We start from the raw sequence: 12,911 nt of genomic DNA on the forward strand, positions 1-12,911 counted from the left end.
CGGCTAAGGCTGTTCTCAGGACCGTACGGGGCAGGTCAAGCGGTCGCGGCGAAACCCCCGGGACTCGCTGAACAGCCCGCGCTACGGTGTGCCGATGACGTCGATCAAGAAGTTCCAAGTCACCTTCGACTGTGCGGAACCCGAACGCGTGGCCCGCTTCTGGTGCGAGGTGTTGGGGTACGTCGTCCCGCCGCCGCCCGAGGGGTTCGCCAGCTGGGACGACTTCGATCGCTCGCTGCCGCCCGAGCGCCAGGGTGCGTCGTTCGCCTGCACGGATCCCTCGGGGGAGGGCCCGCGGCTGTACTTCCAGCGCGTTCCCGAAGGCAGGGTCGTCAAGAACCGGGTGCACCTCGACGTGCGGGCCGGCACCGGGCTCGTGGGCGAAGAGCGCCTCGCCACGCTCAAGGCCGAGCGCGATCGACTGGTCGCGCTCGGCGCGGTGTGCGTGCAAGTGCTGGTCGCCGACGGGTTCAACGAGTCGTGCATCGCGATGCAGGACGTCGAGGGCAACGAGTTCTGTCTCGACTAGTCCGCGGCCATGGCTAGTTCGCGGCCGGTTCGCGGCCATGGCTAGTTCGCCGCCGGTTCGCGGCCATGGCACGTTTAATGGCAGAGCGAAGCATCTCGTCCACCTCACCACAGGAGCTCACGTGACCGAGAAGATCGAGATCAGCCCCACCGGCTGGGTCGCCAAGCAGGCCGAGCTGTACGAGTCCTCCGGCGGCACCGAGGGTACGACCATCGAGGGCGTCCCCTGCCTGCTGCTCGACTACGAGGGCCGCCGCAGCGGCACCCTGCGCCGGACCGTTCTCATCTACGGGCGGGACGGCGACGACTACCTGATCGTCGCGTCGAAGGGCGGCGCGGACCAGCACCCGCTGTGGTACCTGAACCTCCAGGAGAACCCGGAGGTGAAACTCCGCGTGGAGACCGAGCGGTTCGCTGCGCGCGCGGAGACGCTGAGCGCGGAGGAGAAGGCGCGGGTGTGGCCGGGTCTTGTGGAGCTGTTCCCGCAGTACGCGGACTACCAGAAGAAGACCGAGCGGGACATCCCGGTGATGCGGTTGCGGCGCACGGGGAACTAGCCGGGCGGGCGCACCATCGTCGCGCGGCGGTGAACTGGACCGTGCTGATCGGCCAGTTCACCGCCGCTGCCGCCGCTACTCGCTGACCGGGGGCGGGCCCGACGGGAGCGGGATGTCGGACAGGATCGGGAGGATCACCGACTCCTCGTAGTCCATGTGGGCGGTCAACTCGTCCGACATCCGGGTGAGTTCGGCGAGGAAGACGCCCGGGTCGGCGGTCTGGAACTCCCCCAGGAGTTCCGCCAGTTGGGACTTGAGGGCGGCCACCTTTACGTGTTCCGCGCGGAGTTGGGCCAGGGCGCCCGCGAGGTGCGGGTTGTGGAGTTCGATCTGCGGGAAGACCGCCGCGTCCTCGCTCTTGTGGTGGAAGTCGAGGGTCTCACAGAAGGCCAGGCAGTGCTGGCGGATCTGGAGGCCCAGGCCGGGCAGGGTGGGAGCACCCGGGAACGAGGCCGCCGCCTCGAAGTGGGCCTCGGCGTCCGTACGTACGCGGGCGAGCTGGCCGCGCAGCCAGGTGTGGATTTCGAGCAGCTTGTCCCCGACGGTGAGGATCGGGCGCGGGCCGCCGGACCCGGTGCTGTCCCCGGTGCCGGGCCCGGCTCCGTACTCGGCTCCGTACTCGGTGCGTTCGAGGACGACCACCGGGAGCGTGCGGGAGGTCTGCTTCTGGTAGTCGGCGTAGCCGGGGGCGGTACGGACGATCCGCTCGAAGAGGCGGTCGCGGTGTTCCCCCTCGGCCGGGACGGCGACCGCGCCGAAGGACGACGTGCCGACCTCGACCTCGACGGCGGGGTGGGCGAGGACGTTGTGGTACCAGGCGGGGTGCTCCGGGGCGCCCATGTTCGAGCCGGTGACGATCAGCTGACCGTCCTCGGTACGGGCGTACCCGAGCGGAACCGTGAACCGCCTGCCGGACCTCGCACCCGTGGTGGTGAGAAGGAGCAGGTCACCACCCTCGAAGGGGCCACCCACCTTTCCCTCGTGAGCGCGGAACTCGTCGATGACCCACTGGTTGAAGTCGAAGGGCTCTGCTGCGGGCGCGGCCGGGGATGCGGGTGCGGGTGCGGCCGGGGATGCGGATGCGGATTCTGTTGATGACGCTGCTGCGGACGACATGCGGTGTCGACATCTCCTGAACAGGTGTGGGTGACTCCGTGACTCCGTGGCAAGCGAGGCGCTCAGGGGCGCACTCGTGCGGCGCGGAGGAGAGGAGGAGAGGGAGAGAACGAGAAGGGTGGCGCGGGACGCGGAACGGCGTCAGATGCGGGGTGCTGAGTCTGGACTCATCGCGTTTGCCCCTTGTGGAGAAGGTGCTGGCTCGGTCGCCGGCCTGCCCACTGCTCTGTGGCCGGCACCGCGCTGCACGTCAACCATTAGAGACCGCACCGGCGGCGGCTGTCAACGACGTACGAAAAGAGGCGCGGACGGGACCGGGGGAACGAATCCCGCCCGCGCCAGGTGCGCAGAGCCGTAGGTACGGGGGGAACCCCGGCTCGTGCGCAGCCGATGACCAGTCGGCTCACTCTCTACAGCGTCGCCGCCCCGAAAAACGTCACACCCTGCTCGAAACGGTGAGCAGCCGGCCCCCGCCAGCGGTGTCACGGCTGCTGGCGGGGCTCAGGACGGCACTGCGGGCGAGGTTCCTGGCGGGGATCCTGGCGGCGCTGCGGACAGGGCTCTGGTTCCCGCCGGCTTCACCCGGCCGTCCGTTCCCGCCGCCTCCTCCGCCTCCTCCGCCGCCGTCGCCGTTCCCGTCTCCGCCGTCGCCGTCGTTCTCGTCCTTCCCTCCGGATCCGCTTCCGTTTCCGCTGCCCGGACCGGTGCCGCCGCTGGGTGCTCCGTTGCCGCCCTGGTCGCCGTCGCTGTGCCCCGGGCCTCCCGGCACGGGCGGGGAGCCGCCGCCGAGCAGGCGGTCACAGAGGCGGTTGATGCCCTCGGGACCCTTGGCCTGGGCCTCCAGGTACTTCTTGAGGTGCACCGGCAGGCGGTTGGCCCGGTAGTCCCGGCATGCCTTCGCGGTACGGCGCTGCCAGTCGCTGGACGGCCTGCCCTGCGTGCCGGAGCTTTCCGTCGCGTCCGTGCCGGAGCCCGACGAGTCGGACGTGCCGGCGGCGTCGGAGGTGTCGGACGTACCGGCCGAGCCGTGGTCCGAGCCGGTTCCTCCGGCGGCGGCGCCCGCGTCGGAACCGTTCGAGCCGCTGCCCCTGTCCTTCGCCTCTCCGGGGACCTCGCCGGTCGCGCCCGTACCGGCGGACGGGTCCTGGCCGCCGGTGCCTGACGTGTTGTTCACGGCCGGGTCGTCGGGGCGTCCGCTGCGTTCCGGATCCCCGTCCGCTTCCACATCGGGACCGGTCTCGGCGGAGTCCGAAGGGGCAGGGTCCGCGGCGGCCGACACCGACGAGGCGGGCTCGGGTTCGGAGCGGCCGAACGGGAAGGGCGACGTCAGCACGCCCGTACCGGCGGCAACGGCCACACCGCCGAGCGTCCCCGCCGCGAGCACGCTCACCAGACCGAGCCGCAGCGGACGGCCCCAACGGCTGCGCCGTCGTGCCGAAGCGACGACCCTGGACTGCCGGAATGCCGCCAACGCGGCTGCCTCACCCGGGAGTTCACCGGTCCCGGCACCCAGTCCCGCGCCTGCCTTTCCCGTACCTGCCGCTCCCGTACCTGCCGCTCCCGCGCCTGCCGCTCCCGCACGCAGCTCGGCGAGCACGGCGGCAAGCCGCGCGGCCTCCGAAACGGAACCGGACGTGGAACCGGAACCTGACGTGGGCTCCGCCCCGGCCGCAGACCCCGGCCCAGACCCAGGCCCAGACCCCGAACCGTCCCCAGACCCCGACGCCGCCCAGGACCCCGACGCCCCGACGCCCGTCTCCCCGCGCAGCAGCTGTTCCGCCGTTTCCTCGTCAAGCCACTCGTAGCGCTCGTCGGCCATCACGTTTCCTTCTGCGTCCGCGCGCGCGATTGCGTCACACCGTGCGATGCGCGTGGCCTCCCGCGCACCGGTCCTGCCGGTCCTGCCGCCGCGGCCGCCCGCCGGTCCCGCTGCGGAGGTACGGCGTCCAGTTCGCCCCCCGCAGCCCACTCGGCACGCCCCGCGCACTCCGCGTACTCCGCCTGCTCCACGTACTCCGCGTGTTCCCCGGCGCCTCTGCTCTCCAGCAGTTCCGCGAGCCTCTTCAGTCCCCGGTGGGCAGCCGTCCGTACCGCGCCCGGCCTCTTGCCCAGCGTCTTCGCCGCGCTCTTCGCGTCAAGACCGACCACCACGCGCAGCACCACCGCCTCCGCCTGGTCCTGCGGCAGCTGTGCGATGAGCGCCATCGTCCGGTGCGTCGCGAGCGACTCCATCGCTTCGCCCACGGTGTCCGATTCAGCCGGTTTTTCGGTGAGTTCGGTGTCGTCGCCGCCCACGGCGGGGCGCCGGCCGCGCATCCGGATGTGGTCGAGCGCCCGGTTGCGGCCGATCCGTGCCGCCCAGCCCCGGAACCGGTCCGCGTCGCCGCTGAACCGGTCGAGGTCGCGCGCGATCTGGAGCCACGCCTCGGACGCGACGTCCTCCGCCTCGGGCTCGCCGACCAGTGTGCGTATGTAGCCCAACAGCCTTGGATGCACGGCGCGGTACACAGTCCGGAACGCCTGCTCGTTCCCGTCCTGCGCCGCGAGCACCGCGGCGGTCAGCTCCGCGTCGTCCCCCAGCACTATCTCAACCTGTCCCCAGTCGATGCTGGTCTTCGATGTGCTGGTCTCCCGTGGGCGCACGCAGCACGCCCCACCCCAGCGCGAATGTGCACGCTACGACGTCAACGGGCGATTAGTCCATGACTTGTACAACGTGCAACGACCCGCTGACAGACCGAGGTGTGACAGAAAACGCACTCGCGGCGCTGAGTGGAGTACGGGCTCGTCGCACAGCCCGTACGGATTGGCGGCCGGGGTCACTCCTGTGGGGGGTGGCGGCCCCGGCTGCCCTTCCGGCCTCCTTGTACCCGCCCGGCCCACGTCTCCCGGCGCCCGTCCGGCCCGCGCCCCTGAGCCCGCCCGGCCCATGTCCCTAAGCCCGCCTGGCCCGCCGTGCCGCCGCCGCCCGCAGCACCCGCTTGCCCTCCGTCGACTGCACGAACGCGGCCCGCAGCCCGTCGCCGTCCTCGGCGAGGAGGTCGAGCAGGCGCTCCTGGCGGCGCAGTTCACCCGTGGCGAGCGGGCCGCCGTCGCGGTCGCCGTCCAGCTGCCGGTGCACGGAGAGGGCCGCGGCCGAACACTCCTCGGCCCAGCCCCGCAGCTCCCCGGCCTCGTACCGGCGGGGCACGGCCGCCGCCCGCCGCAGCAGTTCCACCGGTCCGGTGCCCGCGTCCGCGTCGGCGAGGTCCGCCGCCCGTACGACACCCGCGGCGGCCAGCCGCAGCCTGCCCAGCCAGGCCTCGCCGCCCTCGGCCGCCTCCCAGAGCGGACGCAGCGCGGCGTCCGCGGCGGCCGCGCCGACCGTGACCCCGTCGACGTACTCAAGGAGCGGCAGACAGCGGTCCAGGCAGGCGAGCGCGCTCACGGCGAGGGCGCGCTCGTCGGCGCGGCCGATCCGGTCGGCCAGTCCGGTCGGTTCCACCAATGGCAGGCTCACGCGTCCTCCTCGACACCATGACGGAACGTCAGGGGCACGGGACCGCCCGGAGTGGCGGACCCTCTGCTTCCTCTGCGTACCGGCACCGGAATACGTCACAGTGGCAACGCCGTCGCACACCGGTGGGTTCCCTGCCGGAACGTCACTGCTGTTGATGTTGCCTTCGCTATCGCTGTCGTTCGAGTCCCAGCACGTCCAGGAAGTACGCGAACAGCTCCTCGGCCACCGGGTCCGCCTCCGCCTTCAGCACGGTGACGAGCGGTTCCAGTTCCACGGTCCGGCCGGCCTCCGCCGCCCAGGACACGGCCTTCTCCGCCGCGTCCTCGGCCGACAGGAACAGGTCCTCCAGGAGCAGCCCGTCCGCCTGCAGGTACCCGGCCATCGCCTCGCGCCCCAGGCACGCGAACCACGAACCGCCCTCGGGCGCCGCGGCCTCCACGACCACGCAGTCACTGCCCATCACGAACGCGAACAGCGCCGGTGCCCCGGTGTCCCGGCACACGCCGCGCGCCAGCGCACCCATGTCGCCGACCTCCGGCTCGCTCGGGCGCTCCCAGACCTGCCAGCCGCCCGCACGCTCGTCGTACAACGCCAAGTCGTCTCTGACCTCGGCCAATGCTTCGAGCTCCGAGAGCGGCCCGGTGTTCTTCCCTACGACGAAGTAACCCCAGAAACCCATGTTTCCCACTCCCCCCACGCGTTGACCTCAAGAGGCTCAAGCCTCACCCGGACTGGGCCGGAACGGCCAGTTGCGCACGTATCCACCACAGCCCTGGCACATTGTGCCCACATGACGGGAGGTCATGGCCATCGGGAGCGGACTGCGGCCTGAATCACACACCCATCCCGACCGAAATCCCCCTTCCGTCCCGCCCTCCCGCATGCGGGTCGATTTCCGCACGGAGAGGGCCACGGCCGGTCCCGGAGTCCGCCGCCCCCTACCCCACCTCCCCCGCCAGCCCCTTGAACCCCTCCCAGCCCAGCGCCGGCTTGCGCGGGTCCCAGAGCTTCTGGGCGGTGGCGCGCAGCGGCAGACGGATGCCCTTCGCGACCTGCGCCTGCGTCTGCGCGTTGTGGTAGTCGCACCAGACGGCGAGCTGGCCGCCGGTGATCAGGGCGTCGTAGCGGGCCGGGACGGCTTCGCTGCCGCGCAGGACGCGCGGGGTCCACTCGTCGTAGATGCGGCGGCCGGTCGGGTACTGGAAGGTGTTGGGCTCGCCCAGGACGTAGTAGAGGTATTCGTCGTTCACGTTGAGGACCTTGCGGCCCTCCCGGAGGTATTCGAGCGGCTTGCGGGCGCCGATCTCCTTGCCCGTCCAGTACGCGACCTCGCGGGACTTGGGCGCGTCGACCACGCCGCCCGCGAAGTAGCCGTCGTTCCAGGCGCGGACGTCGGACTTGCCGTGCCGGGCGACCGTCGCCGCGCGGTCGTTCAGCCAGCCCGTCGCCAGGTCCTGGACGCGGGCCCGCGCGCCGTACCTGCGGTGGGCCTCTCGGGTGAGCTGCGGGTAGGTCGACTCGGGGTCGGAGACGGTGAGCGCGCGGTACTCGTCGCCGCCCAGGTGCCAGTACGCACCGGGGAAGAGCTCCGCGTACTCGGTGAGCAGCTCGTCGACGATCCGGGCCGCCTTCGGGTTCGCGATGTCGACCGCGCCCCGCGAGGGCTTGCCGGAGGCGCTGCGGAGCTGGAGGTCCGGGTGGGCGGCGATGACCGCGCCCAGGTGGCCCGGCGAGTCGATCTCGGGGATCACGCGGACGTGCCGGGAGGCCGCGAGGGTCACGATGCGGCGGACCTCGGCCTGTGTGAGGTGGTCCTTGGAGACGATCTCCGGGTGCGAGGAGGAGGCGATGCGGAAGCCCTGGTCGTCGGAGAAGTGCAGGCCCAGCTCATTGAGCTTGAGGTCGCCCATCTCGCGGATCCGGTCCTCGATCCAGGACGCGTCGAAGTGCTTGCGGGCGGTGTCGAGCGCGAATCCGCGCCTGGGCTTCGCGGGGGCGTCCCGCAGCACGCCGTCCGCGAGGCCGCCGCCGGAGCGGACCGCCTGCTTGAGGGTGCGGGTGCCGTAGAAGACGCCCGCCTGGTCGGCGCCGGTGATCCGCACCCGGCCGCCGCGCGTCGTCACGGTGTACGACTCGGGGCCGCCCGCCGCATCCGCCGTGCCCGGCGCGCCCATCGCCAGCTCGACGTCGCCCGGCCGGGCTGCGACGCCCTGCGCGTACCCCTTCCCGAGCTCGCCCGCGAGCAGCCGCCCCTCGTCGGCGAGCGCGCCCTCGCTGCCCGCCGCCACGACGACCCGGGTGGCCGGGGCGGGCCGCCAGCCCGTCCCGCGGCCGCGCTGTACCTCCCGTACGAACGGAATGGTGCGCGGCGGCCCGGAGACGGGGCGCGTGGGCCGCGCGGCGGGGGACGGCGAAGCGGGCCGCCCGGCGTCCGCGCTCTTGGCGTCGTCCTGGCCGGCCCCGGCCGACTCCGAGGCCGATGACGACTCCGACGCCGCCGACCGCGGCCCGCCCTTCCCGTCCGGCCAGGCGGCGAACGTGACCGTACCGGCCGCCGCGACGGCCACGACGGCCCCGGCCACCAGTGCCCCGCGCGGCACCCGGCCTCTCACGACCCGGTGTGACCTTCGGGAACTGCTCATCCGTCGACCCCAACTCTCGCTTTTGGCACAAAAAGACTGAATCCACCTCAAAGCCCGAAAGTACGAGCTTTTCGGCGGCGGTACCGTCTACCCCGCGCGCGTAAACCCTCCCGTTCGGATGAAATTCGTGCATTCGTCGGACAGTTCTTCCCGGCCGTCGCTAGCGTTTACGACCCCGCCACCGTCCCATCCGGCACACCGCCACTCGACGTAGGAGCCACGCTGTATCCCTCCGCCTCCCTTACAACGAGCGGCCGTGGCGGCCCGCCTCACCAGAGCGCACCTCACCAGAGCGCACCTCACGCGTACGCGCCCCTCCGGCCCGAGATCCACCAGGCCTCGCTCGACCGGTTCAACGAGGCCCCCGCGCGCACCGCCGAAGCCCTGCTCCTCGGGTGCTGCCGCAGCCGCCGCTGGGCCGAGCGGATCGCCGCACACCGCCCCTACCCCGATCCGGACGCCCTGCTCGCCGCCGCCGACGAGGCGTCGTACGACCTGTCCGTCCAGGAGATCGCGGACGCGCTGGCCCGTGAGGACCCGCCGGGACCCGGCGCGGACACCCCGCCCGCCGCGCAGACCGCACTGCTGGCCGCCCACGACACGTACGAGAACCGCTTCGGACATCCGTTCGTGATCTGCCTCGACGCGCACGCCCCCGAGGAGCACCTCGACCAGACCCTCGCCGGAATCCGCTTCCGGCTGGGCAACGAGCGGGACGAGGAACGCGCCGTGGCCGCCGACGAGCTGCGCAGACTGGCCCGCGGACGGCTCGCCCGGCTCGTCCGGGAACCCTGGACGCAGGCGGCGCCCCGCACCGCCGCCCCTGCCGCTAGCCCGTCCGTGGCCGTTTGATTGGGCTGTTTGATTGCCTGTTTGATCACACCGGAGGCCCCCGGGCGAGGGAACCGACAACTCGTCGCTACGATGACCGGGGCCGGTGGACCGTACCCGGCCGGGTCTGACCGACAAACCAAGCCGGCCGACCCCAATCCCCGCTCCCGGAGGGTATTTCCGTGCCGGCTGGAACGCTGTATCGCGGCCGGGAAGGCATGTGGTCCTGGGTGGCTCATCGAGTCACCGGCGTCCTCATCTTCTTCTTCCTGTTCGTACACGTCCTCGACACCGCTCTCGTCCGCGTCTCTCCCGAGGCGTACGACGATGTCGTGGCCACCTACAAGACCCCGCTCGTGGCTTGCCTTGAGTACGGCCTTGTCGCCGCCATCCTGTTCCACGCGCTGAACGGCCTTCGGGTCATCGCCGTGGACTTCTGGTCCAAGGGCCCCCGCTACCAGAAGCAGATGCTCTGGACCGTGCTGGGCATCTGGATCGTCCTGATGGTCGGCGCCCTGTACCCCGTGCTCGGTCACGCCGTACGCGAAGTCTTCGGGAGCTGAGTCAAGAAATGTCCGCTGAGACCTCTTCCGCAGTCGGTCCCGTCGAGGGCGTAAGCCTGTACGACGCCGACAACCCGGCGCCCGTCATCGAGCCCCCGCGCAAGCGCACCTCGAAGACGCCCCGCTCCACGCGCACCAACTTCGAGCTGTACGGCTGGCTGTTCATGCGCCTGTCCGGCGTCGTGCTCGTCGTCCTCGTCCTCGGCCACCTCCTGATCCAGCTGGTGCTGGACGGCGGCGTATCGAAGATCGGCTTCGCCTTCGTGGCGGGCCGCTGGGCCTCGCCGTTCTGGCAGGCCTGGGACCTGATCATGCTGTGGCTGGCCATGCTGCACGGTGCCAACGGCCTGCGTACCGTCATCAACGACTACGCGGAGAAGCCGAAGACGCGCTTCTGGCTGAAGAACCTGCTGTACACCGCCACGGTGTTCACCGTCCTTCTGGGCACGCTGGTGATCTTCACCTTCGACCCGAACATCCGCTAGGCCCGGGGCTGAGGCAACCAAGATGAAGATTCACAAGTACGACACCGTCATCGTCGGCGCCGGTGGCGCGGGCATGCGCGCGGCCATCGAGTCGACCAAGCGCAGCCGCACCGCAGTGCTGACGAAGCTCTACCCGACCAGGTCCCACACGGGCGCCGCGCAGGGCGGCATGGCCGCCGCGCTGGCGAACGTGGAGGAGGACAACTGGGAGTGGCACACCTTCGACACGATCAAGGGCGGCGACTACCTGGTCGACCAGGACGCCGCCGAGATCCTCGCGAAGGAGGCCATCGACGCGGTCCTCGACCTGGAGAAGATGGGCCTGCCGTTCGGCCGTACGCCGGACGGCACCATCGACCAGCGCCGTTTCGGCGGTCACTCCCGCAACCACGGCGAGGCCCCCGTCCGCCGGTCCTGCTACTCGGGCGACCGCACCGGCCACATGATCCTCCAGACCCTCTACCAGAACTGCATCAAGGAGGGTGTGGAGTTCTTCAACGAGTTCTACGTCCTCGATCAGCTCATCGTGGAGGAGGACGGCGTAAGGAAGTCCGCGGGCGTCGTCGCGTACGAGCTGGCCACCGGTGAGATCCACGTCTTCCAGTCCAAGTCGGTCATCTACGCCTCGGGCGGCACCGGCAAGTTCTTCAAGGTGACCTCCAACGCGCACACGCTGACCGGTGACGGCCAGGCCGCGTGCTACCGCCGCGGGCTGCCGCTGGAGGACATGGAGTTCTTCCAGTTCCACCCGACGGGCATCTGGCGCATGGGCATCCTGCTGACGGAGGGCGCCCGCGGTGAGGGCGGCATCCTCCGCAACAAGGACGGCGAGCGCTTCATGGAGAAGTACGCGCCGGTCATGAAGGACCTCGCGTCCCGTGACGTCGTGTCCCGCTCCATCTACACGGAGATCCGTGAGGGCCGTGGCTGCGGTCCCGAGGGCGACCACGTCTACCTCGACCTCACGCACCTCCCGCCGGAGCAGCTCGACGCCAAGCTCCCGGACATCACGGAGTTCGCGCGTACCTACCTGGGCATCGAGCCGTACACGGACCCGATCCCGATCCAGCCGACCGCGCACTACGCCATGGGCGGCATCCCGACGAACGTCGAGGGTGAGGTCCTGCGGGACAACACCACCGTCGTCCCGGGCCTGTACGCCGCCGGTGAGGTCGCCTGCGTCTCGGTGCACGGCGCCAACCGCCTCGGCACGAACTCGCTGCTCGACATCAACGTCTTCGGCAAGCGGGCCGGCATCGCCGCCGCCGAGTACAGCCACTCGAACGACTTCGTCGAGCTGCCGGAGGACCCGGCCTCGCTGGTCGTCGACCAGGTCGAGCGGCTGCGCAACTCCACCGGCACCGAGCGCGTGGCCGCGCTCCGCCTGGAGCTGCAGGAGACCATGGACGCCAACGTCATGGTCTTCCGCACCGAGCAGACGATCAAGACGGCCGTCGAGAAGATCGCCGAGCTGCGCGAGCGCTACCTGAACGTGTCCATCCAGGACAAGGGCAAGCGCTTCAACACCGACCTCCTGGAGGCCATCGAGCTGGGCAACCTGCTCGACCTCGCCGAGGTCATGGCGGTTTCGGCCCTGGCGCGCAAGGAGTCCCGCGGCGGTCACTACCGCGAGGACTTCCCCACCCGCGACGACGTCAACTTCATGCGCCACACCATGGCGTACCGCGAGGTCGCGGCCGACGGCACCGAGTCGATCCGGCTCGACTACAAGCCGGTCGTCCAGACCCGCTACCAGCCGATGGAGCGTAAGTACTGATGGCTACCCCGACCATGGACAAGGTGGAGAAGGACGGCAAGGGCGCGCCCGAGCCCGGCTTCGCCGACTCTCCGTACATCAAGGTCACCTTCCGGATCCGCCGGTTCAACCCGGAGGTCTCCGAGGACGCCGAGTGGCAGGACTTCGAGGTCGACATGGACCCGAAGGAGCGCGTGCTCGACGCCCTTCACAAGATCAAGTGGGACCAGGACGGCACGCTGACGTTCCGCCGCTCCTGCGCGCACGGCATCTGCGGCTCGGACGCGATGCGGATCAACGGCAAGAACAGGCTCGCCTGCAAGACGCTGATCAAGGACATCAACCCGCAGAAGCCGATCACGGTCGAGGCCATCAAGGGCTTGACGGTCCTCAAGGACCTGGTCGTGGACATGGACCCGTTCTTCCAGGCCTACCGCGACGTGATGCCCTTCCTCATCACCAAGGGCAACGAGCCGACCCGCGAGCGGCTGCAGACCGCCGAGGACCGCGAGCGCTTCGACGACACCACCAAGTGCATCCTGTGCGCCGCGTGCACGTCCTCGTGCCCGGTGTTCTGGAACGACGGCCAGTACTTCGGCCCGGCGGCCATCGTCAACGCGCACCGCTTCATCTTCGACAGCCGTGACGAGGGTGGCGAGCAGCGGCTCGAAATCCTCAACGACAAGGACGGCGTGTGGCGCTGCCGCACCACGTTCAACTGCACGGACGCCTGCCCGCGCGGCATCGAGGTCACCAAGGCGATCCAGGAAGTGAAGCGCGCGCTGATCACGCGTCGCTTCTGATCTTCTGATCGGCACGCCTGATCGGCACGCCTGATCGGCACGGCTGATCAGTACGCCTGATCAGTACGTACGAGAGAAGGGCCCCGCCCCCGGTCACCCGGGGGCGGGGCCCTTCTCGTACGCCTGGCTGC

The 12,911-nt window shown here is 70.5% G+C and carries 13 protein-coding genes; 7 read left to right on the forward strand and 6 right to left on the reverse strand.

Annotated features, from left to right (window positions below; all coding sequences use genetic code 11):
* The first annotated feature begins 94 nt into the window (after window positions 1-94).
* Together ACH4SP_RS23020 and ACH4SP_RS23025 are read left to right on the forward strand one after the other, a co-directional pair.
* Complete coding sequence (locus ACH4SP_RS23020; protein WP_398417414.1) at window positions 95-529, forward strand: VOC family protein; 435 nt, start codon at window positions 95-97, stop codon at window positions 527-529.
* Between the two features lie 121 nt (window positions 530-650).
* Window positions 651-1,085: a nitroreductase family deazaflavin-dependent oxidoreductase gene (locus ACH4SP_RS23025; RefSeq protein WP_398417415.1), complete on the forward strand. Its 435-nt coding sequence runs from the start codon at window positions 651-653 to the stop codon at window positions 1,083-1,085.
* Window positions 1,086-1,160: 75 nt separating this feature from the next.
* On the opposite strand, the gene ACH4SP_RS23030 is transcribed toward ACH4SP_RS23025, so the two are convergent.
* The 6 genes from ACH4SP_RS23030 to ACH4SP_RS23055 all read right to left on the reverse strand — a co-directional run bounded on the left by ACH4SP_RS23030 (window position 1,161) and on the right by ACH4SP_RS23055 (window position 8,342).
* Window positions 1,161-2,201, reverse strand: a complete 1,041-nt coding sequence (locus ACH4SP_RS23030) for a nitroreductase/quinone reductase family protein (protein ID WP_398417416.1) — start codon at window positions 2,199-2,201, stop codon at window positions 1,161-1,163.
* A 436-nt stretch (window positions 2,202-2,637) separates the two neighbouring features.
* The gene (locus ACH4SP_RS23035) at window positions 2,638-4,020 is read right to left on the reverse strand and encodes a hypothetical protein (protein ID WP_398417417.1); all 1,383 of its coding nucleotides are present in this window, start codon (window positions 4,018-4,020) and stop codon (window positions 2,638-2,640) included.
* A complete protein-coding gene (locus tag ACH4SP_RS23040) occupies window positions 4,020-4,784 on the reverse strand; it encodes an RNA polymerase sigma factor (protein ID WP_398417762.1) in 765 nt (254 codons plus the stop codon). The genes ACH4SP_RS23035 and ACH4SP_RS23040 overlap by 1 nt, the downstream gene beginning before the upstream one ends.
* Before the next feature lie 352 nt (window positions 4,785-5,136).
* Window positions 5,137-5,700 (reverse strand): hypothetical protein, encoded by a 564-nt coding sequence (locus ACH4SP_RS23045; RefSeq protein ID WP_398417418.1) that lies wholly within the window; start codon window positions 5,698-5,700, stop codon window positions 5,137-5,139.
* Window positions 5,701-5,866: 166 nt separating this feature from the next.
* The gene (locus ACH4SP_RS23050; protein WP_398417419.1) at window positions 5,867-6,379 is read right to left on the reverse strand and encodes a hypothetical protein; all 513 of its coding nucleotides are present in this window, start codon (window positions 6,377-6,379) and stop codon (window positions 5,867-5,869) included.
* Window positions 6,380-6,638: 259 nt separating this feature from the next.
* Window positions 6,639-8,342: a glycoside hydrolase family 20 protein gene (locus ACH4SP_RS23055; RefSeq protein ID WP_398417420.1), complete on the reverse strand. Its 1,704-nt coding sequence runs from the start codon at window positions 8,340-8,342 to the stop codon at window positions 6,639-6,641.
* Between the two features lie 327 nt (window positions 8,343-8,669).
* Here ACH4SP_RS23055 and ACH4SP_RS23060 point away from each other — a divergent pair, with 327 nt between their 5' ends.
* The 5 genes from ACH4SP_RS23060 to ACH4SP_RS23080 all read left to right on the forward strand — a co-directional run bounded on the left by ACH4SP_RS23060 (window position 8,670) and on the right by ACH4SP_RS23080 (window position 12,780).
* A complete protein-coding gene (locus tag ACH4SP_RS23060; RefSeq protein WP_398417763.1) occupies window positions 8,670-9,194 on the forward strand; it encodes a 2-oxo-4-hydroxy-4-carboxy-5-ureidoimidazoline decarboxylase in 525 nt (174 codons plus the stop codon).
* A gap of 161 nt (window positions 9,195-9,355) precedes the next feature.
* On the forward strand, window positions 9,356-9,736 hold the full coding sequence (gene sdhC / locus ACH4SP_RS23065; protein ID WP_389243531.1) for a succinate dehydrogenase, cytochrome b556 subunit: 381 nt from the start codon (window positions 9,356-9,358) through the stop codon (window positions 9,734-9,736).
* Window positions 9,737-9,744: 8 nt separating this feature from the next.
* Window positions 9,745-10,221, forward strand: a complete 477-nt coding sequence (locus ACH4SP_RS23070) for a succinate dehydrogenase hydrophobic membrane anchor subunit (protein ID WP_398417421.1) — start codon at window positions 9,745-9,747, stop codon at window positions 10,219-10,221.
* 22 nt (window positions 10,222-10,243) lie between these two features.
* Window positions 10,244-11,998 carry a succinate dehydrogenase flavoprotein subunit gene (sdhA, locus tag ACH4SP_RS23075; RefSeq protein WP_398417422.1) on the forward strand — a complete coding sequence of 585 codons (1,755 nt, stop codon included), beginning with the start codon at window positions 10,244-10,246 and terminating at the stop codon, window positions 11,996-11,998.
* A complete protein-coding gene (locus ACH4SP_RS23080) occupies window positions 11,998-12,780 on the forward strand; it encodes a succinate dehydrogenase iron-sulfur subunit (protein ID WP_398417423.1) in 783 nt (260 codons plus the stop codon). The genes sdhA and ACH4SP_RS23080 overlap by 1 nt, the downstream gene beginning before the upstream one ends.
* The last annotated feature ends 131 nt before the right edge of the window (window positions 12,781-12,911 follow it).

The organism is Streptomyces sp. NPDC021093 (genome assembly GCF_044333135.1).
Taxonomy (GTDB): Bacteria; Actinomycetota; Actinomycetes; order Streptomycetales; family Streptomycetaceae; genus Streptomyces.